The organism is Neopoerus faecalis (genome assembly GCF_029218125.1).
In the GTDB taxonomy this organism is placed as follows: Bacteria; Bacillota; Clostridia; order Oscillospirales; family Oscillospiraceae; genus Oscillibacter; species Oscillibacter faecalis_A.
On record NZ_JARFXX010000010.1, the window covers coordinates 61428 to 87348 of the forward strand.

Sequence of the window (25921 nt, forward strand, 5' to 3'; positions counted from 1 at the left end):
AATTTTTCATATTTTTTATTTTTTTACGCCCTTCAGGCCGCTCAGGAGACCTCCACCGCCCTGCCGACGCTCAAAAAGTACAAAACCCGCCGCGTCACCGGCCGTTCAAGGACCCGTTCCAGTGCCAGCGTGTAGGCCGAAAGCTGGCCCCGGTACAGCTCTGCCCGTTCGGTCAGCTCCTCCTCCGTGAACACACGATCGGTCTTAAAATCCACCACCGTGAGTCCATCGGGCGTCTCAAACCAGCAGTCCACCACGCCCTGAAGCAGAATTTCATCACCGCCGACGGACATTCCGTCATAATCCCGGGCATCCATTAAAACCGTGAAGCGGTATTCGCGCTCCATTGCCGCGACCCTACGCATTTCCTCCGCCAGCGGGGATGACAAAAACCGCTCAAGCGCACGGATGTCCACTGCCGCCGCCTGCTCCGGCGTCAGCTTAGCCCGCAGCCGCAGCGCCGCCACCTGCTCCGGCACGTTCGGGTTCCTCAAATCAAGATATTGCAGCACCAGATGCGTGGCGGTTCCCCGCTCCGCCGGGGTGAGGCCCCGATCCTGCTGCCGGAATTTCGGCTGCGTCAGCGGGCGGATATAGGGCGTATGCAGCGCGTCCTCCGCGATTTCTTCGTCCAGCGCACGGCCCTTTAGCTGCGTGGCGGTCAGCTTGGCCGGAAGCTGCGTTTCCCGCTGATAGGGATAGCGGTAGTTCAGCACTGCCGGGTCAAATTCCGTATGTCCCGAGGCGTTTTCTGCCTGAAGCATCTCTTTTTTAGGTGCTTCACCGTAGTCATTTGCGTCATGGATAAATACTTGCCACGGACTCGTATCGCCGGTATACAGGCTTTCGACCTCAACGCCTGCTCTTTCCCGCAGCGGCGCCGCCTCCGGGCGGCACAGCAGCGGCAGCAATATCCAGTCCCCGAAGCAGCGGCCCTCGGCCACCGCCTCCGGCAGTGCAGGACAGGCCGCGTAGGCCGCCAGCTTTTGCAATCGCTTTTCCGTGTGGTACATGGAAGCCACTAAAATCAGCTTTTCCTTGGGCCGGGTCATAGCCACATACAAAACGCGCTGCTCCTCCGCCAGATTTTCCCGCCGGAGCGTTTCCTCCAGCGCCAGCCGGGCCATGGTCGGATAGCGTATTTTCCGCTTCAAGTCAATGCAGTGCGGCCCTAAGCCCAGCGTTGGGTGCACCAGCACCGGCGTATCAAAATCCTGATTGGAAAATGAGTGATCCAGATCGCACAAGAATACAATGGGAAACTCCAACCCCTTGGATTTGTGAATGCTCATCATCTGCACACCGCCGCTGCCACCGGTGGTCTTGACTGCCGGGGCATTTCCGGCGTCCAGCAGCCGCCGCAGTTGGGTAATGAACGCAAACAGGCCGCGGTAGTCGTTGGCCTCAAAATGCTCGGCGTAGCGGCTCAGAGCCATGAGATTTTCCTGCCGGAGCGCACCGCCCTCCATCGCGCCGAAAATTCCCGGCAGCGCCAAGCGGTCATAGATGTGCCACAGAAGTTGGCACACGCTGACGTCCATGGCCGTTTCCCGAAGCTGCGTAAGCACCTGTAGGAAATTCTGCGAATCCACTCCCGTGTCCGCCCGCAGCGCATCATAAAAATCGCCCTCGCGGTCACAACTTCGGATTTCAGCAAGTCGGTCCGGCGTAAATCCGAAAATTGGGGACCGCAGCACGGAAATCAGGGGCACATCCTGCCGTGGATTGTCGATGATCTCCAGCAGAGATACCGTCACGGAGATTTCCATGGATTGAAAATAATCCCCGCTGTCCTCAAAGGAGCACGGAACGTCCTCCTCTGCCAACGCCTGTGCAAACACGGCAGAGCGGCTTCCGGGGGAACGCATGAGAATGACAATGTCCTCCGGGCGGCACGGCCGCAGCGTACCCTCCTCCCCGGTAACGGGATAGCCCTCGTCCAAAAGCTGACGGATACGCCGCGCCGTGAAGCGTGCCTCGGCCAGCAGCTTTTTGACGGGGCGGGTCTCCTCCTCGGAGCGCTGGTGCGCGGCAATGAGATGGAACTCCGTATCGCAGTCCGTCCGCTCCGGGTAATAAGCCGCTCCAAAGTGAAGCATCTCATCCTCTCCGTATTCCATCTCACCCATTTCGGTGGAGAGAATGTTGGCAAACACGAAATTCGCTGCGTCCAGAATTTCCTTCCGTGAACGGAAATTCTGAGACAGCAAGATTTTGCGTTCCTTTCCTTCCTTTGCGGTTTCAGCCGATGCAAAGCGTTTATACTTGTCGAGAAAAATCGTGGGATCTGCCAGCCGGAAGCGGTAAATGCTCTGCTTTACATCGCCAACGGTGAACAGATTCTGACCCTCGCGGGATACAGCCTGGAAAATTGCGTTCTGCACCTCGTTGGTGTCCTGATACTCATCCACCATGATCTCGCGGTAGCGACCCGCTGTCTGCCGCCCCAGCTCCGTGGGGGCCCCGTCCTCCGAGAGCAGCAGCCGCAGCGCCAAATGCTCCTGATCCGAAAAATCGGCGCAGTTCATCCGCAGTTTTTCCTGCCGGTAGGCTTCGGAAAAATCAGCGGTCAGCTTCAAAAGTGCCAGCATGGCGGGCGCCATCGCCGCAAGATCCTCCATTGCCTCCTGTCCGCTGACGTCCAGCATGGTACCCAACTTCTTCATGGCGCCCTTTGCGCCCTCCCACAGCTTTTTCAGCCGCAGTACTTCGGCATCGTCCTTCATGCCCTTGGGTGTTGTGAGCCGTGGGAACGTCACCGCCGCAAGGCATTGCCGCGTTTCCTCCCAGCCATTGCTTGTCTCCAGCTCCGCGATGCTCTCCGCCGCGGCGATGAATTTTTCTCCGTAGCCCCGGTACAGATCATCCTTCTGCGGGTCAAGGGCAAGGGCCGATGCCGCTTTCAGAAGACTCTGGGACCAGTGGTGCACTTTCCGCCGCACCTGCCGCAGAAGCGCATCCGCGTAAGGTGTCTCGTCAAAATCGCCGGTGCAGGCCGTCCAGGCCGTTCGGTTCCGCTCCAGCCATGCCTCCGGGGACGCATGGCTCTGGAGCTTTTCATAGGTCTCCAGCACCAGATTTTCCAGTGCGCTGTCATCCCGGCCGGCCCCCAGCGTATCTGCCAGCAGCGCCGCTCCGGCGTCCATATTTTCATAAAACGCCTCTAAAACGCGGCCCAGCACCCGCTTTCGCAAAAGCGCGGCATCATTTTCGTCCAGCACCCGGAAATCCGGCGTCAGCGTATGCTTTTCTCCGTCCTGTGCCAGCAGATGTGTATTTTCCCGCAGCAGCGCCGTACAAAAGGCGTCCACCGTTTTGATATCCGCCTGATACACCCGCAATAGCTGACTGCGAAGGTGCCGGTCCCCCGGCGTTTCCGCCAAGCGGCGGGAAAGCTCCTCTGATATTTTGCTCCGCAGCTCCGCAGCCGCCGCCTTGGTATATGTAATAATGAGGAAGTCATCCACATGGCAGTGCTCCGCCGTAATATAGCGGAACAGCCGCTCCACCAGCACCTTTGTCTTTCCGGAGCCGGCGGCGGCAGAGACCAGCAGGCTCCCGCCCCAGTTTTCAACCGCAGCGCTCTGCTGCGGCGTCAGATTCAGCTTTGCCATCCGTCATCGTCTCCTTCCTCCAGCTCCTTCCAAAATTCCTCCGGCTTCACCGGCAGAATGTACCGCAGATGGTCCCGGTCCTGTCCATCCCGGAAGTGACAGGCCGGTGCCCAATCGCAATACCGGCACTGGCTGTCCTCCTCGCTGTGGCAGCAGGGGTCCGCGTCAATATTGCCGGAGCGCAGCTCATGGGATATCTGCCGCAACAGCTTATCCACATAATTGCCCAGCCTGCCAAGCTGCGCTGCGGACGCGATGCTGCCGGAGATGTCGCCGCTGCGGTTGACGCGCAGCGGCAGATAGTGCGGCTCCGTCAGCGCGTCATGCTCCATGGCGGACAGCACCGCCGGCTCCGCCAGCAGCAGCCCGGAGCGCTTCAGCGCCTTTTCCCGCTCCCGTAAAAGCTGCTCCGGCGTCACGTTCCGCTCCAATGATAAAATCTCATCCCGGGCCGGGAGATACAGTACGCCTGCCGGTTCGATCTCCTGTCCGAAATAGCGGGTTCCCTCCTTTTGAAGCGTAAAGAGGTATAACAGCATCTGGATATCCAGTCCCATGCGGACATTGGCAAGGTCAAAGCTCTTTCTGCCGGATTTGTAGTCCACCACCCGCAGATATAACCTTCCATCATGCAGCCAGCCATCCACCCGGTCCACCTTGCCGCCGACACGCAGCTCCCCATCCGGTTCGGAAATGGTAACGGCCGACAGAGCGCCGTTTTTTCCGCCGAAGGACAGCTCAAACGCCATAGGCACAAAGTCCGAACAGCGCAGCTCTGCCGCCACCTGATCGATCACGGCATAAGCCGTTGTCCGCAGACGGGCAAAGAGATATCGGAAGCGGGCATTTCGATTTTGGAAATTGTGCAGCTCCTGCTCCACGTAGCGCTCCGTATACCGGCGCACAAGGCGGTGCAACTCCTCCTGCTCCACAGCGGCAAAGCCACCCTCCGCCAGTACGTCCCGGGTCACGTTTTCCAGCAGGAAATGCAAAAATGTGCCGATCTGCGGCGCGTCAAAGGCGGCGGTCTCCCGTGGTCTTGCCCGGAGGCCGTACTCCATGAAGTAGGCAAAATGGCACGAACGCATCCGCTCCAGCCGGGAGGCTGTCATGGAGACCCGCTCCCCATAGATAGCCCGAACGGCGGCGGGAGACAGACTGCCCCGCCGGAGCGATGCCGCCCGCTCTGCGGCCTCCAGCCGCTCCGCGTTGTCCGGCTCCTGCCGAAGATACGCTTTCAGAGCATCATTTTCAGTTCTTGCAGCCATTTCCAATGCTGGAACAACTGCTGTAAAGCGATACTCCTTGTTGACCGGCTCCCGCTCCAAACGGAGCGCCGGGAAGAGTCTCAGCAGCCGCTCCACTACAAACGCCGGGCGCAGCTCCCCGCCGGAGACGTCCGCCGCCGGATAGCTCACCGTCAGGCCGCATTCCGGCTGGGCCAGCGCCGCATAGAGATTTTGCAACTCCACCCCCATCTGCTCCATGCCGCTGGGGGCCAGCTCAATGCCGCACAGGGCCAATGCCTGCCTGTCTGCCTCGTTCAAAAGTCCGCCGGTCTGCCCCGATGCGGGTATCACATGGTCATTCGCTCCCAGTAAAAAGAGATATTTTGTTGTGTGGCGGTCATTCCGGGTAATCTCGCTGACAGATACCTGATCCAGAGACACCGGAATCGTTCCCACGCTGTACTGCGTCAAAACCAGCCGGAACAGCCGCTCAAACTCATCGGCGCTGAGCTTTTCGTCCCCCAATATCTCCACGAACTGATCCAGCACGCCGCAGAGAATTTCCCACAGTTGAGCGGTCTCCTCCGCCTCCTGCATCCGGCCTGCCTCGGCCTGCCGGTGCATCCGCTCCGTCAGAACGGACTCTAACTGCAGCTCCTCCATAAAATCGTACAGAGCATTTGCGTAGTCCCGCACAGTCTCGCCGCTTTTCATCCCGGCTGCCAGCCGCCCCAGCGGGCCGCCGATGCGCCGCCGCAGTGCATTGACCTGCTCCAGCCGGTTTTTTTGACGGTCATTCCACGGCGCGCCGTATCCGTCCGGATTTTCCGTCCAGTCCTCCTCCCGCAGCCACATCCGGCCGCGAATTTCCCACTTCAGAACATAGTTTTCCAGCGCATCGCACTCCTCCGCCGTGATACCGGCGAGGCCCGTTTTCAGCCAGCGAAACATATCTTCATATTCATAGCCGCCGGAAATGGAGGCAAGCACGCCTGTCAGCAGACTCAACACCGGTTTTTCCAGAATGTCGCTGCGGCGGCTGACGTAGGCCGGTATTCCATAACGGTCAAACACGGCCTCGATAGTAGCCATGTAGTCCGCCATGTTTCTGGCGGCCACTGTAATGTCGCGGCAGCGGCACTTCCCCGCCGCAAGCAGCCGCCGGATATCCGCCGCCGCCTGCTCCACCTCTGAATAGAGCGTGGCGGCCTCCCGTATATGGAGCATGGAGCAGTCCCCGTCATAGGGCCGGTTTTCCCCGAAAAAGCAGCGCTCCAGATGGCCCAGCGCCGATGTATCTTCATTTGTCAGCGTTTCGAGCCGAACCTCGCTGCCGGCCTCATCCGCCAAGCGCCGCAGACTCTCCAGCGTTTTCAGCGTCGGCTCGAATATTTCCTCCCGGCTGTCCGGCTCCCCCAGCAGCGTAATGGTCACAGACCGCGCCTGCCGCAAAAATACGGACAAAACGCGCCGCTCCTGCGCGTTGAAGTATGTAAAGCCATCAATGAAGATATTCTTGTCCCGGACGTATGCCGACTCCTCCAAACGCTCGCACAGCTTCGTCATTCGGTCCCGGGAATCCAGCCCAGGCCGCCGGAGACGTGCCTCATAGGCGCCGTACAGCAGGCTCAGGTCCAGTAGCTTATCCCTTGTGGCGCCGGTCAAGGACTGCGCCTGCTCATAAAGCCGCTCCGGCGTGACCTCATAGCATTGCAGCTCGTCAAACAGGGCCAGCATTTGCTCTAAAAAGCCCACCTTCTGCGAGGGGCGGCGGTACAGCGTCAGCATCGGTGCCGTTTCCAACAGGGCGCGCTGAAGCGTCAGCAGCTTGCCGCCGCTGTCCAGCGTTACATCGGAGATACCGCCGGTGATGCTCAGCACCCGCTCTCCCAGTCTGCGGAAGCTCAGCACCTCCGCATACCGGCTGGCGTGGTCGCCGCAGACGCGGCACACATCCACCTCTGCCTGATAGGAGGCGTGCTCCGGCACCAGCAAAATCTGCTGCCCGCTTTCTCCCAGCGCCGCGATTTTCCGCAGGACCCAGTCTGATTTTCCTGTTTTCGCCCGGCCGATCAATATTGTCAGCATAGCTTCCTCCGCTCAGAAATGTTTTTTCCATTCTACCATAATCAGCGCCGCAAATATAGACCCGATTGTCTTTTTTTCGCCGCTATGTTAAAATCAAATTATTATGTATATTGCTGAAAGGAGTCTTTTTATGCCCCATATCCCCCACGGCCCAACGGACGCTGCCTCCCTTGTGCCGTTTGAACCCGCGCTGGAGGCCGCACTTCGGCCCTCACCGGACTATGATGTGTCCCGCTGGCTCTATGTTCCCAACACCTATTCGGAGTACCGTTACATATTGGGTACCCGTGGCTCTCATCCGCTGATCTGCGTTGGTATCAACCCCTCCACCGCCGCGCCGGACGCGCTGGACCCCACGCTGCAATCCGCCCAGCGAATTGCACTGAACAACGGCTATGACAGCTTCCTGATGTTCAACGTCTACGCCCAGCGCGCCACCCGGCCAGACGATATGGAGCCGGTGTGCAGCGCGGCGCTCCACTCCGAAAACCGCAAGGCGTTCCGCTATCTGCTGTCCCTGTCGGACACCCCCGCCATCTGGGCGGCCTGGGGGAATATCATCGAAAAGCGCGATTATCTCACGGACTGTATGCGTGATTTTGCCTCCGACGGAAAGGCCGCGGGCGCACAGTGGTTCACCGCCGGGCCGCTTTTAAAGTCCGGGCACCCGCACCACCCCCTGTACCTAAAGGCCACCACCGCCCTGCTCCCCTTTGATATTGACGCCTATCTTGCCGCCCGGATGTAAATCTCCGCTCCCTTGGTCAGAAAATACAAGAAAGCCGATTCTGTTCCCCGCATATTTGGCGGTCCGATGGGCGATTCCATATTGAATCCCACGGAATAGAGTGTATAATTAGTCATTATTTGTATTTTATTTTGTATAATCATACGAGGTCACACTATGAAAACCTATGAATTTGCCTATGGTCACGGTCATGTTTCCGTGCCGCTGAACGAAGCGGATATTCTCGCGGAGCTGCACGGCAGCGAAACGCCCCCTATTGCCGACATCCGCTCTGCCCTGATTTCCTCGCTGGAGGCCCCCATTGACAGCAAGCCCCTCAAAAATCTGGCCCTTCCCGGCCTCAAGGTCGCGCTGGTGGTCAGCGATATGACGCGCTTCTGGATGCGGCAGGACTTAGTGGTGCCGCATCTTGTGGACTATCTGCTGGAGGTCTGCGGCGTCAAGCCCTCCGATCTGACTATCGTGATTGCCAACGGCACCCACATCGGTGGAAACGAGCAGGAGCTGCGGACGCTGGTGACAGACGGGGTCTATGACCGCATCCGGGTGGAAAACCATGACTGCGAAGCAAAGGACCTTGTATATCTCGGGACAACGCCCCACAAAACGCCGGTGTGGATCAACCACACCGTGGCGGAGGCAGACCTTGTAGTTTGCCTTGGCGCGGCTACCCATCATGTGATGGCCGGCTACGGCGGTGGACGGAAAAGCATTCTTCCCGGCGTCAGCGGTTTGGAAACCATCCGCCACAACCACGCTTATTCCCTTGACAGCACCAAGCTCTGCACCAACCCCGCCATCGGCAACGGCGTGCTGTCCGGCAACCCGCTCCACGCCGATATGTGCGAAGCGGCGGGCATGGTCAAGAATCTGTTCATGGTCAATCTGGTCATGAACGCCCAAATGAAGCTGGCCAAAATCTTTTCCGGCCATTACCTGACCGCGTGGGAGCAGGCCTGTCAGGCGGCGGATGACATTTACCGGGTGGACATTCCCTGTCAGGCCGATGCCATTGTTACAAGCTGCGGCGGCTTCCCCAAGGATATTTCGCTCTATCAGGGCACCAAGACCATTGACAACGTGGAATCCGCTCTGAAGCCCGGCGGTACGCTGGTTCTGTTCATTGAGGCCCCGGAGGGCGGCGGCCCCGCCGAATACTTCGACTGGTCCAAAAACCTTCAGGACGGTACGTTGGAGCAGCGGCTCCGGGAGGCGTTTACCGTGGCCGGCTACATTTTCTTTCTGAATTGCGAGCAGGCGCAGCGCTATCGCATTTTCCTCTACTCCTCCATTGATCCCAAGGACGTTGCCCCCATGGGTATCCACGCCTATTCCGATCTGGACGAGCTGTTGAAGGCCGCGCAGCTTGACGGAAAATCCACCTATGTCATTCCCAACGGTTCCACCGTGATTCCCCGGGTGAAAGGAGCAAACCAATGAAAACCACTTCCGATTTCATCGCAAAGCGCTTCCGCAGCATTGACGCCGGTCTAAGCCTTGATACCGAGGCACTGGCCCGCTACAATGACGTCATTGACCTGAGCATCGGCGATACGGATTTCATCACGGACGATGCCATCATTGACGCCGCGTTCCATGACGCAAAAGCCGGCTATACCCACTACGGCAATCCCATGGGCGACCCGGAGCTGATTCATGCGGTGTGCGCGGCTTGGCAGGAGGATTTCCGCCAGCCCTTAACGCCGGATCATGTTCTGATCACCGCCTCGAGCTGCCTTGGCATGGCGCTGGTCATGATGGCCATTCTGGACCCCGGCGATGAGGTCATTGTCTTCTCCCCCTATTTTTCCCTCTACCGCAATCAGATCGAACTGGCCGGCGGCGTATGCGTGGAGGTCCCCACCTATGCCGAGGAGAGCTGGGCTGTGGATGAGGCCCGCCTCCGGGCCGCCATTACGCCGAAGACCAAAGCCATCATTTTCAACAATCCCTGCAACCCCACCGGCATGGGCTACGAGCGGAAAACGCTGGAGCTGCTGGGCCGGGTGGCTGAGGAGCACGATCTGCTCATCGCGGCGGACGAAATCTACACCACCTATCTTTATGAAGGGGAATTCATTCCCATCCGTACCCTTCCGGGGCTTGCTAAGCGGGTCATTACGCTGAACAGCTTTTCAAAGAACTTCCTGATGACCGGCTGGCGGATCGGTGCCATTATTGCCGAGCCGGAGCTGCTGCGGGCCATGAACGATGTGAATAACTGCCTTATTTACACCGCGCCCTCCATTTCCCAGCGGGCAGCCATCAAGGCGCTGTCTATTCGTGAGGACATCCGCAAGAATTATGTATCCACCTATCGGGACCGCATTTTTTACGCGGCGGACCGCATCGAAAAAATTCCCTATCTCAGCCTGGTACGCCCCAAGGGTACCTTCTACCTGTTCCCCGGAATCGAGAAAACGGGGCTGAGCGACACGGAATTCTGCAAGGCCCTGCTGGAGCGGGCACACATCATGGTCTCTCCCGGCGGCGTGTTCGGCAGCACCGGCGCACACTGCTTCCGCATTGCCTGCACCGTTGGACTGGATCATTTGAAGGAAGCCTTTGACCGTATGGAGAAGCTCTCCTTCTGATTTTGCGTGCATATATGCATAATTTATGCATATATTGTGTATATTTTGCATGATGTATAAATAAATATTCAAAATTAACTTTATATTATGCAATTTTACTGTTGCATTTTCGGATAGAACGTGTATAATCATTCACATAAGGAAACGGAGCACAGCTCCGCAGGATGAAAAGAAAAGGAGATTTTATTATGAAACAGGTCAAGAAAACTCTGGCGCTGGCTATGAGCGCCCTGATGCTGCTGGCCATGCTGACCGGCTGCGGTTCCAGCAAGAAGGACGATGCCCCCGCCGCTGACAGCAACACCGAAACGCAGGAGCCCGCCGCCGATACCACCTCCTCCAAGCTGGATCAGATCAAGGCTAACGGCAAGCTGGTTGTCGGCACGGAGGCTCAGTACGCTCCCTACGAGTTCAAGGATTTGGACGCCAACTTCGCCGGCTGCGATATGTGGCTGGCCCAGCAGATCGCTGACTCCCTCGGTGTAGAGCTGGAGGTTGTGGATATGTCCTTTGACGGCATCATCCCCGCTGTGAAGTCCGGTCAGGTGGACATCGGCATTGCCGCTTTCACCAAGACTCCCGAGCGTGCCGAGGAGATCGACTTCAGCGATCTGTATGAGACCAGCGCCCAGTTTCTCGTTGTGAAGACCGGTAACGCCGATGTGTATTCCACCAAGGAAGCCCTTGCCGGTCAGAAGGTCGGCGCTCAGAAGGGCACCATCCAATCCCAGTTGATTCAGTCCGCTCTGCCCGACAGCGAGCTGTTCGAGCTTGAGAAGTATCCCGCTCTGGCTCTGGAGGTTCAGAACGGCAACATCGCCGGTCTCGTTGTGGATCAGGCCGTGGGCGAGTCCCTGATTGCCACCAGCAACGGCGGTCTTGAAGTCGCAAACTTTGAGTTCACCGCTGAGGAAGCCTCCTTCGGCAAGGCCGCTGTAATTGCCAAGGGCAACGAGGATCTGGTGGCCGCTGTCAACGAGGTCATCAACAAGGTCACTGCCGATGGCAGCTACCAGAAGGCTTATGACGAGGCCGTTGAGCTGGCCGCCAGCATGGGTCTGTAAGTTACACAGTAAATGAACAACGGGCCTCGCCGAAAAATCTCGGCGGGGCTCGCGCCTGTCCTTTCCCACTGCCTTTCCCCATCCCCGGCATTCTTAATACGATAGGAGGAGCTTCCCCCATGACCTTTTTTGAAACCATGGCAAAGCTGCTGGAGCGCTACAGCAGCTTCTTTACGGAGGGTATTGTCAATACCCTCATCATTGCCGCCTTTGCCGTGCTGCTGGGTACGGTGTTCGGTACGCTGATGGCTACGCTGCGGATGTGCCGCATCCCGCCTCTGCGGTGGCTGGCAGTGGCCTACATCGAATTTATCCGCGGTACGCCGCTGATGGTCCAGCTCATGTTCATTTTCTACGGCCTGCCTATGATTGGCTTTACCATTCCGGATGTCTCTTGGATTCCGAACTTCTCCCGGTTCACCGCCGGTATTGTGGCCATGAGCATGAATAGCTGCGCCTATGTAGCGGAGATCATCCGTTCCGGCATTCAGGCCGTGGACCCCGGTCAGATGGAGGCCGCCCGGAGCGTTGGCTTCAGCAGCGGAGAGGCCATGCGCCTTGTGGTTCTGCCGCAGGCTGTCCGCAATATTCTCCCCGCCCTCGGCAATGAGTTTGTCACCGTCATCAAGGAGTCCTCTATCGTTTCCGTCATCGGCATTGCGGACCTGATGTTCCGCACTAATGACGTCATCGCCGTGACCTATAAAAATCTGGAGTGTCTGGCCATCGCGGCGCTGTGCTACTTCGTGCTGACTTTTATCAGCGGCCGGGTTGTATCTCTGGTGGAAAGGAAGATGTCTCATGGAAAATAAGCGGGAAATTCTCCGGGTTGTTGACCTTGAAAAAAAATTTCATAAGCTGGAGGTCCTGAAGGGCATCAACGTCAGCTTCCACGAAAATGAGGTTGTATCCATCATCGGCCCCTCCGGCGGCGGAAAGTCCACGTTCCTGCGCTGCCTGAACCTTTTGGAGCAGCCTACCTCCGGCCAGATTTTATTTGATGGTACGGACATCTGCTCCATCAAGGGCAAGGCCATCGACCAGTGCCGCCAGCGGATGGGTATGGTATTCCAGCAGTTCAACCTGTTCAACAACATGGACGTTATGCACAACCTGATCGCCGCCCCCACCCGCATCAAGGGCATGAGTCAGGAGGAGGCGCAGGATAAGGCCCTGTCCCTTCTTTCCAAGGTGGGCCTTGCCGACCGTGCCGACGCTTATCCCAGTCAGCTCTCCGGCGGTCAAAAGCAAAGAATCGCCATTGTACGCTCGCTGATGATGGACCCGGAGGTCATGCTGTTTGATGAGCCCACCTCCGCGCTGGACCCGGAGATGATCGGCGAGGTGCTGGACGTTATGCGTGACCTTGCGGAAAGCGGCATGACGATGATCGTGGTGACGCACGAAATGCGCTTTGCCCGGGAGGTCAGCAGCCGCACCATCTTCCTTGATGGCGGCACTATCGGCGAAGATAAGCCCTCCCAAGAGCTGTTCGCCCACCCCGAAAGCCCCCGGCTTGTCACGTTTCTCAATAAGGTTCTGTAATCACGCAATTATAAAAGAGCGCTGCATGGAGTATTCCATGCAGCGCTCTTTTTCTCTATTCTGCCAGCCTTGCCTTCAATTTCTCCCATAGCTCCACAGTCTTGAATTTCAGCACATAGCCTTCGTCCGCCTCTGTAATGAGCGCCACCTCATCCTCCGACAGACCAGCAGACAATGCTGCCGCCGGGACATCTGCCGCCGCTGTGGTACATAGGGGCGGAAACACCACGCACCACCAGTTTTTCCCGGCGGCATCGCCGATGAGTACCCGGAGTGCCAGATATTCCCCGGCCGGCAAAGAAAAACCGTCATATTCCCTGGTGGGGAATGCGGTCTCCGCCAGTTCCACCCTCACACCATAGGCATATCCAGTCTCCGCGACCGTGCGTTCCGCAGCAGACTTCAGTTCCGGCAGCGCCGCGTTTAGGCGCTTCTTAGCATCACTGCGGCTTTCCGCCCCCGCCAGCAGCTCTGTAGCCCGCTTCAGAACCGTGTCCCGCACCCGTAGCTTCAGCGCTTGATCCGCCTCCGAATCCGAGTTTGCCAGCACATGAAGCCGAATCACCTTGTCCGCCAGCTCAGATTGCGTATGCAATGCCACAGCGCCGGAGGTCAGCACAAGCGCTGCAAAAACCATCAGGAACACTTCAATGGGATGTATCCGTTTTTTCACAAAAAATTTCCGTCCTTTCCGTAGGTATAACGGAATTTTGGACGGAAATGTCTGCTTTTATACCAATTTCTTTACCGGTTTGGCCACATAGGTCTGCTGATAGGACTTCTTCAGCACCTCCGCCGCCCGCTGTGCCTCCGCCGCGCTTTCAAAAATGCCGTAGACCGTCGGCCCCGAACCGCTCATTGCGGCATTGAGCGCACCGTGCGCCAGCAGGATTTCCTTGATTCGAAAGACCTCCTGGTACCGCTCCGGCAAAAACTCCTCAAAGACGTTGCAAAGCCTGTCCGTCACCCCGGTCAGCTCTCCCCCTTGCAGCGCGGCGGTCAGACCGGCAATATCCGGGCGCTTTGAGAGCACAGCCCCATCCGCCAGCACAAACAGCTCCGGCGTGGAAATGCCAAAATCCGGCTTGCACAATACGATTTGGCACACCGGCAAGGGCGGCAAATCCGTTAGCCGCTCTCCCCGGCCCTTTGCCAGACTTGTCCCGCCGGAAACGCAGAACGGCACATCGCTCCCCACGGTCAGTCCGATGGCCCGCAAAGCCTCGTCCGGCATTCCGGCGGCGTACAGCCTCCGCAGGCACCGCAGCAGCGCCGCCACATCAGCGCTGCCGCCTCCCAAGCCCGCAAAGGCGGGTATGTTTTTTTCCAGCCGCACCGTCAGCGGCGGCACGGGAACTCCCAGCGCCGCGAAAAACGCCTCCGCCGCCCGCTGCTCCATGGAGACCTTATCAGCCGGAAGGGAAAATGCCTCTCCGGTCAGAAGCGTAAAGCCGGTTCCCCTCTCCTCCACCGTTATGACATCGCAAAGGGAAACCGTCTGCATAACCATCCGCAGCTCATGATAGCCATCCGCTCTCCGACCCAGAATATCCAGCGCCAGATTGATTTTTGCCGGTGCAAGCTCCTGTGTCCTCATCGAATTTTCCGCGCCTCCAAATAGTACCGCTTATCCTCCGCCGCGCCCATGGAAAAGGTCTTGCGCGGCAGAACACCGTCCGCCATAACTGTGGAAAAAAGCTGGTCCTTTCCCATAACTGGCAGTAAAAATGCCAGATTTCCGGGCTTTTGCCCCAGCTCCCGGGCCGTGTCATCCCCATGGATATAGTCCACCGTGGTCTCCGGGTGAATCTTCAGATAGGTGTCCAAAAAGCTCTGAAGCGTCCCCACCGCCAGCTGCGCCTTCGGCGCGGGAACGCACCAGCGTTCCTGACGGTCCCGGCTGCAAACCTCTATCGAATGTCCTTCCACACCGCCGATTCGGGCATCCGGGTAAAATTCCAAGAACGCCTTCCACAACGTTTCCTCGTCCACATGGAACAGTACCCGATGAATCGGCGCGAATTGCAGCGCGGGGTCATGAAGGTTCACCACCTCCACCAGCGCGTACCGCGCCGGGAGGGACGCCCACTGCTCCGGCGGCGTCACCTTTTTCAGATCTTCATAGCAGGTCCTGGCAGTAGCCAGCGAATGATTTCCGTCCCCCACGGCAAACAGCAGCGGCGCGGCATCTGCCCTACCGTATTTTTTCGCCATGGCCTCCGGTGTGATCAGTCCGCGCAGCGCTGCTGCCGTGCGCTCCATCTGCGCCTCGGTCAGCCGGTAGCCCGCCGCACGGCCGCCGCCCAGCATCAGGTCCGTATCGTACAGCCGCTCCATATCATCTTTTTCGCTCTCAAGCGGCGAAATGACCGTATGCGCCGGGTCATCAATGAGCAGCATGACATGGGGCAACTCCAGCGCCGCGTGCTCCCGGACCCGGACACGGGGCGGAATCCGCTCCAGCACCGTCCCCTCCGTGGCGCGAATCAGTGCTTTGGAGCCGGGAGTAAAATCGTATTGCTCCAAGTCAATACGCCCCACAATACCGTGCCGGATACGTCCATCGGACTGCGTTCGCTCCACATATACAAGAGAATCCGGCACAGAACGGAATCTGTTTTCCGCAAGATACGTTTCCATACAGGCATTCACAGCCTGAATGCGCTGCTCCACATCGGGCCGGTCCAAGTAGACCTCCGGCAGCACCAGCCGCAGCGCCGTGGGTGCCTCTCCCACCTCTTGCTCCACTTTCTGCCAATAAGCAGGCTGCGAAGTAAACTGGTCACAGGCGATTACCGCCCATTTCCGCATATCCCGGACATTCGGCAGCAGAATATCCGCCGGATAAAAGCCGGTTTCCTGAAAGCTCTGGTTCATAGCGTCTCCTTATTTTTTCAATCATGCTGTCCAATGCCGACAGCGCGCATAAATATTCCGTCCTTGGGCAATATAGCCACAGATCAATCCAAACAGGAGGTTTCTGACATGATGGACAAGATCGCGCTGATACTGGTGATCGTAGGTGCCCTGAACTGGGGCGGTATCGGCATTTTCGGTTTCGATACGGTCGCTTTCCTCTTTGGCGGCCAGACCGCAGTCCTTTCCCGAATCATCTACGCACTGGTGGGCCTTGCCGGACTGTGGTGCATCACGCTGCTGTTCCGGGACACGGAGCACGGCACCGGCCAAGCTCACACGGCCTGAGCACCTTGGAAAAAAGAGCGCCTGTGGGCGCTCTTTTTTACTTTCCGAGCTGCATAGCCTTAACGGCCTCCGCGTCCGGCGTAACATTCACCGTGCGGTACGTGGTGTAGATCACCATGCCCGGCCTGCCGCCCGCCGGTTTTTTTACATTTTTCACCTGCGTGCAGTCCACCGGCACGTTGGCGCCGCCCTGTGCCTGTGAATAGAACGCCGCCAATATAGCGGCCTCCGTAACGTCCCGGTCTGTGGGCTCCCGCCCGCCGGTGCAGAGGATAACATGGGAGCCGTGGAGCTTTTGCACATGGAACCACAAATCCCGATAGTCGGCATCCTTTAGTGTCAGCTTATCGTTTTGCCGGTTATTTCGTCCCACCAGCACGCGCAGACCGTCGGTGGTTCGAAATTCTCTTGGCTTCGATGGCCGCTGCGGCAGCTTTTTCCCCTGCTTACGGATAAAACCGGCATCCTTCAGCTCATTGCGGATGTCCGTGAAATCCTGTTCCGTCTCCGCCTGTTCGATCTCCTGCAAAACACTTTCCAGATAGGCAAGATCACGGCGGGCCAGCGCCATCTGCTCCCGGAGATATTTTTCCGCCGTTTTTGCCTTGGTGTAGCGCTTATAGTATTTGGCGGCATTCTGCTGCGGCGTCAGTAGCGGATCCAAGGGAATTGTGATCTCCGCCTGCTGCTCATCGTAGTAATTTTCGCAGACCAGTCTGCTCTGTCCCCGCTCCATCCGGTAGAGGTTGGCAGTGATCAGGTCTCCCTTCAGCCGCAGGGCGTCCCGCTCCTGTGTGGCGGCATAGTCCTTTTCCTGTATCGCCAGCTTCCGCCGCCCCCGGTCCCGGGCGTTCGTGGCGGTGCGGATCAGGTCCGCGCCGCGCTGGCGTACCCGCTCCTGCTTTTCCTTGGCTTCGTAAAAGTGGTCCAGCAGCTCTGAAAAGCTGCCAAAGGTTTCCGATTCCACCGCCGCGCCATACTGGTGAATGGGCAGCGCCGCAAAATCGAACAGCTCGCCGTTTCGCTTCAGCAGCGTTGCTGTGAAGTTATTTTCCTTTATAGTGCTTATAAATGAAAAGAAAACATTCTTGAAGTATACCCGTCCGGCTTCATCCAGTTGGCACACCCGGCCATCTGTTTCCCCGCAGACCCGGAAGGCCAGCTCCCGGGCCATCAAGGGCGAAATCCCAAAATAGGTGTCCAGCAAAAAGCGGTCAAGTTGGGTTTCCTGCGGCACATCTGCCAAATGCTCATCAAAGCCCGCCTCGGTTTCCTCCAAAAGCGGCAGACGCCCGGTGGAGGCGGGCTGCTCGTAGAATAACCCCGGAAGCACCTGCCGCTGCGCGGACATTTCCACATCCACCCGGCGCATACAATCGATGATGCGGCCCTCTCCGTCCAATAAAATCAGGTTAGACCTGCGCCCCATGGCCTCCAATACCAATGTCCGGTGTCCCGGCTGACCAAAATCATCCGTTACATCCAGCTCAATGCGGACAAGCCGCTCCAACCCCGGCTGGGTAATGTCCGCAACTCTGGCTCCTACCAAGTGCTTTCGCAACAGCATACAAAACATCGGCGGCTCCGCCGGATTATCCCGCAGCAGCTCTGTCAACTGAAGGCGGGGTGCGTTGGCGCCGGCGTTCAGCAAAAGCCGCTTATTGCCCCGCAGAAGCAGAATGACCTGATCCCGAGCAGGCTGCTGCACCTTGTCAATTCGTAAATTCAAAAGCTGCGGGCGCAGCTCCTCTGTCAGCGCCCGGAGCGTGATGGCGTCTAATGGCATGGCTTATTCCTCCATCATTTTGTCAAACAGCTCACTGACCCGCTGACGCTGCCCGCTAAGATACAACCAGCCAAACAGTGCCTCCAGCGCCGTAGCCGTGCTGTACTGTGCGCGGCTGGCATGGTGGGGGACGGAATGCACCTGCGCGTTTCTGCCCCGCCGGAACACGGCGGTCTCCTCCTCCGTCAGCAGCGGCAAAATCTTTTCGGCATACTCCGCCTGCTTTTCCGCCCGTACCAGTTGAATCGTCGCCTGATGGAGCCCCTTCCCGGTGGCCTTACCGTGGGCGCACAGCCAGCCGCGCACCAGCAGCTCAAAAACCGCGTCCCCCATGTGAGCAAGTCCAATGGAGCTGATGCCCCGCAGCTGGTCCTCCGTCATCTGAATTTCAAAATGGTTCTCCATACAAGCTCCTTACAAGGAAAAAGATTTGCATTCCGCAAATCTTTCAAGAATTTTCAACTCTTATATTACCACAAAAACCGAAAAAATTCAAGTCTTGTTCCGCTCTCGGCTCCGGGTGTATAGAATCTCTGAGGTGATTTCATGAATTCTCTTTTCCCTATTTCCTCTCCCTCGGTCATTTACCGAGAGCTGGCAGCCTGTGCGCCCATTTTGGAAAAATTCGGCATGGTGCTCTCCCCTGCCGAGACCGCCGCGCTGGCGGAGCAGCAGTCCGCCGCCCTGCGGAGCAGCGGGCGCATCGACTTGAGCGGAGGCGCTGTAAAGCAGTTAGCACTGATATTCTGCGACTCTCCTTATATTCTCCGCGCAGACTGGCCGGATATGCTGGCGCAGCTTCTCTCCCTGTTCTATGCGCTGAAAAATGAAACCGCTGACCACATCGGGGATACGGCGCTCATTAACGCCATGTACCTACGTTTTCACAGTGTCGGCGGCGATATGGACGCACTGGCAGGCACGCCGCCGGAATGGCTCCGACACGCCGCCGAAGGAGGGGATTTGGATGAGCTGTGAATTGTCTTTCTCCATCACACTCAGCGCCGAGGACACGCTCCGGGCGCAGGAGGCCCTCTGGCGTATTGTGAGCCGGCAGGCTATGCTCTATGCCCCGGAGAGCAGCTCCCTGCCAATAGAAACCGTGACCGCCTTAACGAAATCCGTCCTTCTGACGCTGAACGCAGCGCAAAACCCGGCCATTTTGCTGGCCCCGGACTTAGATGCACTGTTCCGGCAAGGGCAGCGGCGGCTTCGTCAAAAGGCCGCCCTTGCCCATGTGCTTTGGAAGCGGGCCACTGCAATGCAGCCACCGCCGAAGCACTGCTTTCTGCAAGACACACTGCACAGCCTGCGCGATTTTCCGGCGCGCTATGACTGGCGCTTTTTCGCACAGGAAATTCCGTGCAGCATTGACTATCAACTATTCCTGCCGGTCCCGGAGACGTTGGTCGGTGTTGATTATGTTTTGGAGTGGCTGCGGCGGCTCTGTATAGAGCTGGACATTTTGAGCCGCTTTGACGCAGCAGCGGTACACACTGTTCTCTCCGAATTCCGTCCCGATTACCAAACCCTCTGTATCAATCTCTTAGAGCTGCCGCTCTCTCATGCTATCGCTCTGGCAGCGCTGGGGGAGGATGCACGGCTGCTGCCGCTGTCCCCTCCCCAGCGCCAACGTCTGAAGCGCCTTTTTCTCAGTCAGCCGCCGGATAGCTGTCAGGCATTTCTATCCAACATCGCCCGGTCCCTCTGTGATACCCTCAACGTCACTTCCCCGCAGACCCAGCGCTACGTGGAAACCTTTGCGTGCACTCTGATGCCCCGCTTGAAAGCGGCACGGCACACTTAAAAATCGGTATCTACCACTGTACCATCCGTGCGGAGAAACAGCTGCGCCGGGCGCTTCAATGACGCGAACTGCATAGGCGTTATAACCGCCGCATAGGCCCCCGCATTCGGGATGGCCACTACGTCCCCCACCTCCATACGGGGCAGCTCTGCATCGGCCAACACAACATCCGTACCGGTACAGAGGTTGCCTGCTACCGTGACTGTCTCCCGCTCTCGTGTTTCTACCAGCGGAATGATTTGAACCGTATGATCGCCTGTATAAATCGGCTCCCACCCGGCGATCGGACCATCGCCCATGAAATGCTGCATCATCGCCACTATGGAGGGACGGGCAAAGCCGTTGAGCGTGTTGTTCAGCAGTACAAAGGTCTTGCCGTAAGAGATCTTTTTGTCCACAACCCGGGCAGCATAGGTGCCCGCCGTGCCGGATACGTACCGTCCGGTTTCAATGCAGACCCGCGTTTCCGGCAGCTTTTCCCGGAACGCAGTCATCAGCCGTTGAGCCTCCTGCCCCAGCGCAGCGGTATCAAAGGGCTGCTCCGTTTCCCGCATGGGAATCCCCATGCCGGAGCCCAAATTCAGGAATTTCAGTATTCCGAATACCTCCCGCATGGACACCGCCAGACGGAACATCTTTTGATAGTAGCTTTTCAGCACCTCTACACTTAGCTCCTGACTTTTCAGGTGCGTATGAATGCCCACGATGCGAATATTGGGAAGTTGCTTCCACTCCGGCAGCTTCGCATAGATCTGCGCCTCGTCAATGCCGAACTTGGAAGCGGCACCGCTGTCGGTGCCATAGCTGAAGTCCGGGTTGACGCGCAGGCCGATGTCCGCGGTTATTCCCAACTCCGCAGCCGCCTGCTGGATTCTTCCCACCTCGCCTGCGCTGTCGGCGATCACCGTTGCAATGGGAAGTGCAGCCTTGATGTCCGCCAACGTTTTTCCGGGTGCCGAATACAAAATCTGATTCGGCTCCAAACCGGCCCGCTGCCCCATTACACATTCCGCCGCACTGGCCGCGTCAATGCCGAAGCCTTGCGCCAGCACACACTCCAGCACCTTGGGATAGGGATTGCATTTCGCAGAGTAGAGAAACGATACACCGGGGAAATCCGCCTTCAAACGATTGATATTCCTCAAAATCACCGCTTCTTCATAGAGGTAAAAGCTATCGTAAGACTCTGCGAGCTTTAAAATTGCATTGCGTTCCATACGCAACCTCCTTTGCATCTGCATTTTTTTGCATGGGCTTTACATATTTATTGTAGCACAGTACCGACTGTTTCACCATATCAGAAAAAGCGGGAACCGGCATCGCAGAAAAGCAGCAACCTTTATTCCACGCAAAAAGCTGTGAGTAATTTCGTGAGTAAAATTTAAGATAAAACCTCTTTAAAAAGTGATTTCCATTTACTGTATAGAAAATATTTTTACTACGGCAAAACGGCTGTAGCTGTCGAAACATAAAAAAAGACCGCAATCACAATGATTGCAGTCTTTTAAAGCTGGCAGCGGGTGAAGGATTCGAACCCTCACATACAGAGTCAGAGTCTGCTGTGCTACCTTTACACAAACCCGCTATATTCATTGTTCGTGTCACACGAACGAATATTATTATATCGCATAAGCGAAATTTGTCAATAGCTTTTTTCAAAAAAGTATTTTATTTTTAGCATTGAAATGCTGTGAGGTAAAATTCTATAGCGTAATCACCCGCTCGCAGTGCTTCCTCCAACACACTCATTTTCACGCTAATAAATCCGGCGTCTGTCTTATGACAGACGCCGGATTTTCGGTGCAAGAAACAAAACGAAATAATCGTTCAATTAGCCCTGCTCACGCATCTTAGCGAAGCACTCGCTGCAATAGACAGGACGGTCGGACTTGGGCTCAAAGGGAACCTTGGCCTCGCCGCCGCAGGCAGCGCAAACAGCGGTGAAGTACTCGCGGGGACCGCGGGCAGCGTTCTTGCGAGCATCACGGCAGGCCTTGCAACGCTGGGGCTCGTTCTGGAAGCCGCGCTCAGCATAGAACTCCTGCTCACCAGCGGTGAACACGAACTCCTGACCACACTCTTTGCACACTAAGGTCTTGTCTTCGTACATGATTTTACCCTCTCTTTGAAAAGAAAATATATTGCGTTCAGCGCGTGCTGAATTCGCCGGAAAGAATTTGCTGTGCCACCTTGCGCCGGATACGCTGCACAGCGTTGTCCACAGACTTCACGGGCCGCTCCACTTCCTGAGCGATTTCCCGGCATGAAAGTCCGTTCAAATAGTACCCCAAAATCTTTGCTTCAAATTCGGACAACTGTTTCCGGACACCGGATAAGAGGGCTGCTGTATGCTCCCTGTCGATGAGTTCATCTTCAGGGCCGCGCTGCGCCAGACAATTGGTGCCAGAGGTGTAGGAATTGCTGTCAAAATCGGGAGTATCCAAGGAGATCGATTGATTCAAAACCTGATGCTTTTCACGCCCCGCAGACCGCAGAGCAGAATACAGCCGACTTCGAATACAAATCTCAGCAAAGGTCCGAAAGGACGTATCCTTGTCCGCCTGAAACTCCCGAACGGCCTTGATGAGTCCCAGCATTCCCTCCTGTGTCAGATCCTCACTGTCTCCGCCGGCCAGGAAGTAAGGCCGGGCACAGGAGCGAACTAACCGGGTATACCGGGACACCAGAGTCTCCTCCGCCCGCCGGTCGCCGGAAGCGGCCAAACGGCACAGGGCTTCATCTGTCAGAGTATCCATGGACATTGCAACTTTATTCGGAGCTTTGCACATAAGCTATTATACCTATCAAATGTATAAAATGTCAAGCAAAATATAGAATTTTCATGAAAACATCATGAACTTTTTAGTTATTTTATAAAATAGCCGTTTATTCGTGCTCATTCGTTGCCTTTCGGCCATTTATGACAGCGTCAGCTGCTCCATAGGCGGCTCCGGCGTCAGCCCACCCGGGACAGGTCTATGAAGGTGCTGATATGCCTTCTGTGTCACGCAGCGCCCCCTTGGCGTTCTTGTCAGGAAGCCGAGCTGCATCAGATACGGCTCATAGACATCCTCCAGCGTAACGGATTCCTCGCCGATAGTCGCCGCCAGCGTTTCCAACCCCACAGGGCCGCCATTGTAGTTTTCAATGATAGCGGTCATCATGCGCCTGTCAATGGGGTCCAAGCCCAAATGGTCGATTTCCAGCGCACAGAGGGCCTCGTCCGCAACGTCCTTTGTAATGACGCCATCCGCTCTCACATCCGCGAAATCCCTCACACGGCGGAGCATTCGGTTAGCGATACGCGGCGTGCCGCGGCTGCGCCGTGCGATCTCATAGGCGCCCTCCGGCATGATTGAACATCCCAAAATTCCGGCGGAGCGGGTCACGATTTTCGTCAACTCCTCTGGCGTGTAAAGCTCCAAGCGCAGCGTCACGCCAAAGCGGTCCCGCAGCGGAGCGGACAACTGCCCTGCCCGCGTGGTGGCGCCGATGAGCGTAAAATGCGGCAGATCCAACCGAATAGAGTTCGCCGAGGGACCCTTGCCTACAATGATGTCAATGGCGTAATCCTCCATAGCCGGATATAAAATCTCCTCCACAGAGCGGTTCAGCCGGTGAATTTCGTCGACAAAGAGGATGTCCCCCTCGTTGAGATTTGTCAGCAACGCCGCAAGGTCCCCCGGCTTTTCAATGGCTGGCCCGGAAGTGATGCGGATATTGACGCCCATCTCCTGCGCAATAATACCGGCCAGCGTTGTTTTTCCAAGTCCCGGAGGGCCGTGGAGCAGCACATGGTCCAGTGACTCCTGCCGCTTTTTTGCAGCCTGAATAAAGACGCTCAGGTTGTCCTTTGCCTTTTCCTGACCGATATACTCCGCCAGCGTTTTCGGTCGCAGGGATCCCTCCTGCGCGTCCTCCGTTAAAAAGGTCTTGGCGACTATCGGCTCCTCATAAATATCATTACCAAAGTCAATGCTCAAAATGTCACTTCCCTATGCTGTCAAATCCACGCCGCGTCCAGCCGATGTCACTTCACCATTTTTTTCAGGCTCTGACGGATGATCTCCTCCAGCGGCAGATTTTCTACGTCCACACCTTTTAAAGCAATCTGAACCTCCTGACCGGAATAGCCCAGCACCCCCAGCGCGGCGGCGGCCTCCGCAGCTTTACTGGAGAACATGGCAGGGGCGGAAACACCCTTGCCGCCGGAAAAGTCCAGTCCGGCAGCCGTTTCCTTCGCCATCTTGTCCTTCAGCTCCAGAATGATGCGCTGTGCGATTTTCTTTCCAATTCCCTGCGCGGCAGTCAAAGCCTTTTCGTCCCCGGTCACAATGGACATAGCCAATGCCTCTGGTGTATTGGCGGATAAAATCGCCAGCGCCGCCTTTGGTCCCACGCCGGAAACTCCCAGTAGCAGTTTGAAGCTGTTCAGCTCATTTTGGCTGGCAAAACCGTAAAGGTCAAACACGCTTTCGCCCACATTCAGATACGTAAAGAGCTTTTTCCGTTCTCCCCGCTTCAGCTGAGACAGCGTATTGTTTGTCGCCATACAGGCGTAGCCGACACCGCCGCAGTCAATCACGGCCAGCCCCGGAAGAATCTCCGCCACTGTACCGTCCAGATAATAAAACATAAGCGATTCTCCTTATACGGTTTCCTTTTCCGGCCTGATCTGCGGAAGGCGGGAGGTAAAGCTGCGTGCGTGGCAAAGCGCCAAGGCCAGCGCATCGGCGGCATCGTCCGGCCGTGGAACCTTTGTCAGCTTCAGCAGCCGCTTTGTCATATCCATGACTTGCCGCTTCTCCGCCTTTCCGTAGCCGGTAACGGCCATCTTCACCTGTCCGGGCGTATATTCATACAATGGCACTCCGCACCGCTCTGCGGCGCAAAGAAGTACGCCCCGTCCATGGGCCACTGCGATACCCGTCGTAATATTCGTATTGAAAAACAGCTCCTCAATAGAGATTGCGTCTGGCTTCAGCTGTCCGATCAAACCTTCCATATCCCGGTCGATCTGATAAAGGCGCTTTGAAAGCGGCAGCCCGGCGGAGGTAGTAATGGCCCCATAGGTCACCATTTTATATTGTCCCCGCTCCCCTTCAATCAGCCCAAAGCCGATAGTGGCGTAACCGGGGTCGATTCCTAAAATCCGCACAGTCTCCCTCGCTTTTCATACTAATAAAAGTAGTATATCAAATTTTGCTCCAAATCGCAACAGAAAAAACAAATGTTCTATCTGTCTGCCTTGTATTTCTCGGTCCACTGTGATATGATTTATTTTAATCAATACGTGGAACAATGATTGAGATAAAGGAGCCTTCTATGCGAATTATGGCCATTGACTACGGCGATGCACACACCGGAATTGCAATTTCCGACCCCACCGAACTGCTCGCCGGCTATACAACTGTGATCAACGCGCACCGCCCCGAGGCGGTCATACAGCAGATTGCACAACTTGCGAAAGAGTATGGCGTTGAAGAACTGGTATTAGGACATCCTGTCAATATGGATGGCACCTTAGGCCCCCGTTCTGAAAAGGCGCACGCCATGAAGACACTTTTAGAAAGTGCAATTCCCCTGCCTGTCATACTGTGGGATGAACGCCGCACAACGATTGACGCTCACAACATTCTGTTCAACAGCGGTAAAAACGCAAAGCAGCGAAAAAAGGTTGTCGATGCTGTTGCCGCCTCTCTCATTTTAGAGGGCTACCTCACCTATCGTAAAAATCACTGACTTACCGTGCAGTGCCCTCCTTAATAGGACCTTGCGTGAACTGGTGCTATCATGGCAGCGGGCGTTTAAAAAATTGACTTAGGCTTCCTGACGAAACTTCTTAAACAGATAAAGCACTCTGGCTTTCTCTGTATCAGAATAGCGTGAGACCCCGGCGGTGAAAAATTCACCGTAGATGCCGAGAAATTGACAGGTCGCCTCTATGAGCCTTTAAAAGCGTGCAACAAAGCAATCTAAAAAGCAACGTATCAATGTCCGCCAAAATTTTATAATCTGCCGGACTGTAGCGAGTCATCGTGCCGCAATGCCGAATGGGGATCAAAATGGCCGGAAATAAAAAAACTCCCCGCAGAGCGAAAACTCTGCGGGGAAATGTGTTGGCGCTATCTATCTTTCCGGGCCGTTGCCAGCCAAGTATTGTCGACAGAAATGAGCTTAACTACCGTGTTCGGAATGGGAACGGGTGGACCCTCATCCTAATCAGCACCAACTCTATGTCA

23 protein-coding genes, 1 tRNA gene and 1 rRNA gene are annotated in these 25921 nt (G+C 56.6%); 10 read left to right on the plus strand and 15 right to left on the minus strand.

Annotated features, from left to right (window positions below; all coding sequences use genetic code 11):
* Positions 1–41 precede the first annotated feature (41 nt).
* Complete coding sequence (gene addA / locus PY311_RS10905) at positions 42–3614, minus strand: helicase-exonuclease AddAB subunit AddA (protein WP_286148718.1); 3573 nt, start codon at positions 3612–3614, stop codon at positions 42–44.
* The gene (locus tag PY311_RS10910) at positions 3602–6931 is read right to left on the minus strand and encodes a PD-(D/E)XK nuclease family protein (protein WP_286148719.1); all 3330 of its coding nucleotides are present in this window, start codon (positions 6929–6931) and stop codon (positions 3602–3604) included. Before PY311_RS10910 ends, addA begins: the two co-directional genes overlap by 13 nt.
* Positions 6932–7061: 130 nt before the next feature.
* Here PY311_RS10910 and PY311_RS10915 point away from each other — a divergent pair, with 130 nt between their 5' ends.
* The 6 genes from PY311_RS10915 to PY311_RS10940 all read left to right on the plus strand — a co-directional run bounded on the left by PY311_RS10915 (position 7062) and on the right by PY311_RS10940 (position 12882).
* Complete coding sequence (locus tag PY311_RS10915; RefSeq protein ID WP_286148720.1) at positions 7062–7679, plus strand: DUF1643 domain-containing protein; 618 nt, start codon at positions 7062–7064, stop codon at positions 7677–7679.
* 156 nt (positions 7680–7835) lie between these two features.
* Positions 7836–9119 (plus strand): nickel-dependent lactate racemase family protein, encoded by a 1284-nt coding sequence (locus tag PY311_RS10920; RefSeq protein ID WP_286148721.1) that lies wholly within the window; start codon positions 7836–7838, stop codon positions 9117–9119.
* On the plus strand, positions 9116–10273 hold the full coding sequence (locus PY311_RS10925; RefSeq protein WP_286148722.1) for an aminotransferase class I/II-fold pyridoxal phosphate-dependent enzyme: 1158 nt from the start codon (positions 9116–9118) through the stop codon (positions 10271–10273). Before PY311_RS10920 ends, PY311_RS10925 begins: the two co-directional genes overlap by 4 nt.
* Positions 10274–10461: 188 nt before the next feature.
* The gene (locus tag PY311_RS10930) at positions 10462–11337 is read left to right on the plus strand and encodes a transporter substrate-binding domain-containing protein (RefSeq protein ID WP_286148723.1); all 876 of its coding nucleotides are present in this window, start codon (positions 10462–10464) and stop codon (positions 11335–11337) included.
* A gap of 119 nt (positions 11338–11456) precedes the next feature.
* Positions 11457–12149, plus strand: coding sequence for an amino acid ABC transporter permease (locus PY311_RS10935; protein ID WP_286148724.1), 693 nt, complete (start codon positions 11457–11459; stop codon positions 12147–12149).
* 7 nt (positions 12150–12156) lie between these two features.
* A complete protein-coding gene (locus PY311_RS10940; RefSeq protein WP_434059944.1) occupies positions 12157–12882 on the plus strand; it encodes an amino acid ABC transporter ATP-binding protein in 726 nt (241 codons plus the stop codon).
* A 55-nt stretch (positions 12883–12937) separates the two neighbouring features.
* Here the strand turns inward: PY311_RS10940 and spoIIR are convergent, their stop codons facing one another.
* Genes spoIIR through PY311_RS10955 form a run of 3 tightly spaced genes read right to left on the minus strand, consistent with a single transcriptional unit; the run spans position 12938 to position 15759 of the window.
* Positions 12938–13555, minus strand: a complete 618-nt coding sequence (gene spoIIR / locus PY311_RS10945) for a stage II sporulation protein R (protein ID WP_286148726.1) — start codon at positions 13553–13555, stop codon at positions 12938–12940.
* A 57-nt stretch (positions 13556–13612) separates the two neighbouring features.
* On the minus strand, positions 13613–14479 hold the full coding sequence (ispE, locus tag PY311_RS10950; protein WP_286148728.1) for a 4-(cytidine 5'-diphospho)-2-C-methyl-D-erythritol kinase: 867 nt from the start codon (positions 14477–14479) through the stop codon (positions 13613–13615).
* Entirely contained in the window at positions 14476–15759 is a 1284-nt protein-coding gene (locus tag PY311_RS10955) for a DUF1015 domain-containing protein (RefSeq protein ID WP_286148729.1), read from the minus strand. Before PY311_RS10955 ends, ispE begins: the two co-directional genes overlap by 4 nt.
* A 108-nt stretch (positions 15760–15867) precedes the next feature.
* Between PY311_RS10955 and PY311_RS10960 the strand changes: the two genes are divergently transcribed.
* The gene (locus tag PY311_RS10960; protein WP_286148730.1) at positions 15868–16086 is read left to right on the plus strand and encodes a DUF378 domain-containing protein; all 219 of its coding nucleotides are present in this window, start codon (positions 15868–15870) and stop codon (positions 16084–16086) included.
* Positions 16087–16123: 37 nt separating this feature from the next.
* Here the strand turns inward: PY311_RS10960 and PY311_RS10965 are convergent, their stop codons facing one another.
* Entirely contained in the window at positions 16124–17872 is a 1749-nt protein-coding gene (locus tag PY311_RS10965) for an Rqc2 family fibronectin-binding protein (RefSeq protein WP_286148731.1), read from the minus strand.
* 3 nt (positions 17873–17875) lie between these two features.
* Entirely contained in the window at positions 17876–18277 is a 402-nt protein-coding gene (locus PY311_RS10970; RefSeq protein WP_286148732.1) for a Mini-ribonuclease 3, read from the minus strand.
* Positions 18278–18418: 141 nt separating this feature from the next.
* Here PY311_RS10970 and PY311_RS10975 point away from each other — a divergent pair, with 141 nt between their 5' ends.
* Both PY311_RS10975 and PY311_RS10980 read left to right on the plus strand, forming a co-directional pair.
* The gene (locus PY311_RS10975) at positions 18419–18850 is read left to right on the plus strand and encodes a DUF6323 family protein (protein WP_286148733.1); all 432 of its coding nucleotides are present in this window, start codon (positions 18419–18421) and stop codon (positions 18848–18850) included.
* Positions 18840–19679 (plus strand): DUF6179 domain-containing protein, encoded by an 840-nt coding sequence (locus PY311_RS10980; RefSeq protein ID WP_286148734.1) that lies wholly within the window; start codon positions 18840–18842, stop codon positions 19677–19679. Before PY311_RS10975 ends, PY311_RS10980 begins: the two co-directional genes overlap by 11 nt.
* Here the strand turns inward: PY311_RS10980 and PY311_RS10985 are convergent.
* From PY311_RS10985 to ruvC, 7 genes are all read right to left on the minus strand, one after another.
* The gene (locus tag PY311_RS10985) at positions 19676–20896 is read right to left on the minus strand and encodes a diaminopimelate decarboxylase family protein (protein WP_286148735.1); all 1221 of its coding nucleotides are present in this window, start codon (positions 20894–20896) and stop codon (positions 19676–19678) included. The two genes, PY311_RS10980 and PY311_RS10985, sit on opposite strands and share 4 nt — an antisense overlap.
* A gap of 294 nt (positions 20897–21190) precedes the next feature.
* A tRNA-Gln gene (locus PY311_RS10990) sits at positions 21191–21264 on the minus strand.
* A gap of 246 nt (positions 21265–21510) precedes the next feature.
* Positions 21511–21789, minus strand: a complete 279-nt coding sequence (locus PY311_RS10995) for a zinc-ribbon domain containing protein (protein ID WP_187014008.1) — start codon at positions 21787–21789, stop codon at positions 21511–21513.
* Positions 21790–21826: 37 nt separating this feature from the next.
* Positions 21827–22435 (minus strand): sigma-70 family RNA polymerase sigma factor, encoded by a 609-nt coding sequence (locus tag PY311_RS11000; protein ID WP_286148736.1) that lies wholly within the window; start codon positions 22433–22435, stop codon positions 21827–21829.
* Between the two features lie 162 nt (positions 22436–22597).
* Positions 22598–23662 carry a Holliday junction branch migration DNA helicase RuvB gene (gene ruvB, locus PY311_RS11005; RefSeq protein ID WP_286148737.1) on the minus strand — a complete coding sequence of 355 codons (1065 nt, stop codon included), beginning with the start codon at positions 23660–23662 and terminating at the stop codon, positions 22598–22600.
* 47 nt (positions 23663–23709) lie between these two features.
* Positions 23710–24315 (minus strand): Holliday junction branch migration protein RuvA, encoded by a 606-nt coding sequence (gene ruvA, locus PY311_RS11010; protein ID WP_286148738.1) that lies wholly within the window; start codon positions 24313–24315, stop codon positions 23710–23712.
* Positions 24316–24327: 12 nt separating this feature from the next.
* On the minus strand, positions 24328–24837 hold the full coding sequence (ruvC, locus tag PY311_RS11015) for a crossover junction endodeoxyribonuclease RuvC (RefSeq protein ID WP_286148739.1): 510 nt from the start codon (positions 24835–24837) through the stop codon (positions 24328–24330).
* Between the two features lie 176 nt (positions 24838–25013).
* Here ruvC and ruvX point away from each other — a divergent pair, with 176 nt between their 5' ends.
* Positions 25014–25421 carry a Holliday junction resolvase RuvX gene (gene ruvX, locus PY311_RS11020; RefSeq protein ID WP_350309736.1) on the plus strand — a complete coding sequence of 136 codons (408 nt, stop codon included), beginning with the start codon at positions 25014–25016 and terminating at the stop codon, positions 25419–25421.
* 375 nt (positions 25422–25796) lie between these two features.
* Here ruvX and rrf read toward each other — a convergent pair.
* Positions 25797–25912, minus strand: a 5S ribosomal RNA gene (gene rrf / locus PY311_RS11025).
* Between the last annotated feature and the right edge of the window lie 9 nt (positions 25913–25921).

What these genes read in the sequence shown, in the direction of transcription:
- addA (WP_286148718.1), bottom strand. Translation starts at nt 3,614, where the DNA reads ATGGCAAAGCTGAATCTGACGCCGCAGCAGAGCGCTGCGGTTGAAAAC.
- PY311_RS10910 (WP_286148719.1), bottom strand. Translation starts at nt 6,931, where the DNA reads ATGCTGACAATATTGATCGGCCGGGCGAAAACAGGAAAATCAGACTGG.
- PY311_RS10915 (WP_286148720.1), top strand. Translation starts at nt 7,062, where the DNA reads ATGCCCCATATCCCCCACGGCCCAACGGACGCTGCCTCCCTTGTGCCG.
- PY311_RS10920 (WP_286148721.1), top strand. Translation starts at nt 7,836, where the DNA reads ATGAAAACCTATGAATTTGCCTATGGTCACGGTCATGTTTCCGTGCCG.
- PY311_RS10925 (WP_286148722.1), top strand. Translation starts at nt 9,116, where the DNA reads ATGAAAACCACTTCCGATTTCATCGCAAAGCGCTTCCGCAGCATTGAC.
- PY311_RS10930 (WP_286148723.1), top strand. Translation starts at nt 10,462, where the DNA reads ATGAAACAGGTCAAGAAAACTCTGGCGCTGGCTATGAGCGCCCTGATG.
- PY311_RS10935 (WP_286148724.1), top strand. Translation starts at nt 11,457, where the DNA reads ATGACCTTTTTTGAAACCATGGCAAAGCTGCTGGAGCGCTACAGCAGC.
- ispE (WP_286148728.1), bottom strand. Translation starts at nt 14,479, where the DNA reads ATGAGGACACAGGAGCTTGCACCGGCAAAAATCAATCTGGCGCTGGAT.
- PY311_RS10955 (WP_286148729.1), bottom strand. Translation starts at nt 15,759, where the DNA reads ATGAACCAGAGCTTTCAGGAAACCGGCTTTTATCCGGCGGATATTCTG.
- PY311_RS10960 (WP_286148730.1), top strand. Translation starts at nt 15,868, where the DNA reads ATGATGGACAAGATCGCGCTGATACTGGTGATCGTAGGTGCCCTGAAC.
- PY311_RS10965 (WP_286148731.1), bottom strand. Translation starts at nt 17,872, where the DNA reads ATGCCATTAGACGCCATCACGCTCCGGGCGCTGACAGAGGAGCTGCGC.
- PY311_RS10970 (WP_286148732.1), bottom strand. Translation starts at nt 18,277, where the DNA reads ATGGAGAACCATTTTGAAATTCAGATGACGGAGGACCAGCTGCGGGGC.
- PY311_RS10975 (WP_286148733.1), top strand. Translation starts at nt 18,419, where the DNA reads ATGAATTCTCTTTTCCCTATTTCCTCTCCCTCGGTCATTTACCGAGAG.
- PY311_RS10980 (WP_286148734.1), top strand. Translation starts at nt 18,840, where the DNA reads ATGAGCTGTGAATTGTCTTTCTCCATCACACTCAGCGCCGAGGACACG.
- PY311_RS10985 (WP_286148735.1), bottom strand. Translation starts at nt 20,896, where the DNA reads ATGGAACGCAATGCAATTTTAAAGCTCGCAGAGTCTTACGATAGCTTT.
- PY311_RS10995 (WP_187014008.1), bottom strand. Translation starts at nt 21,789, where the DNA reads ATGTACGAAGACAAGACCTTAGTGTGCAAAGAGTGTGGTCAGGAGTTC.
- PY311_RS11000 (WP_286148736.1), bottom strand. Translation starts at nt 22,435, where the DNA reads ATGGATACTCTGACAGATGAAGCCCTGTGCCGTTTGGCCGCTTCCGGC.
- ruvA (WP_286148738.1), bottom strand. Translation starts at nt 24,315, where the DNA reads ATGTTTTATTATCTGGACGGTACAGTGGCGGAGATTCTTCCGGGGCTG.
- ruvX (WP_350309736.1), top strand. Translation starts at nt 25,014, where the DNA reads ATGGCCATTGACTACGGCGATGCACACACCGGAATTGCAATTTCCGAC.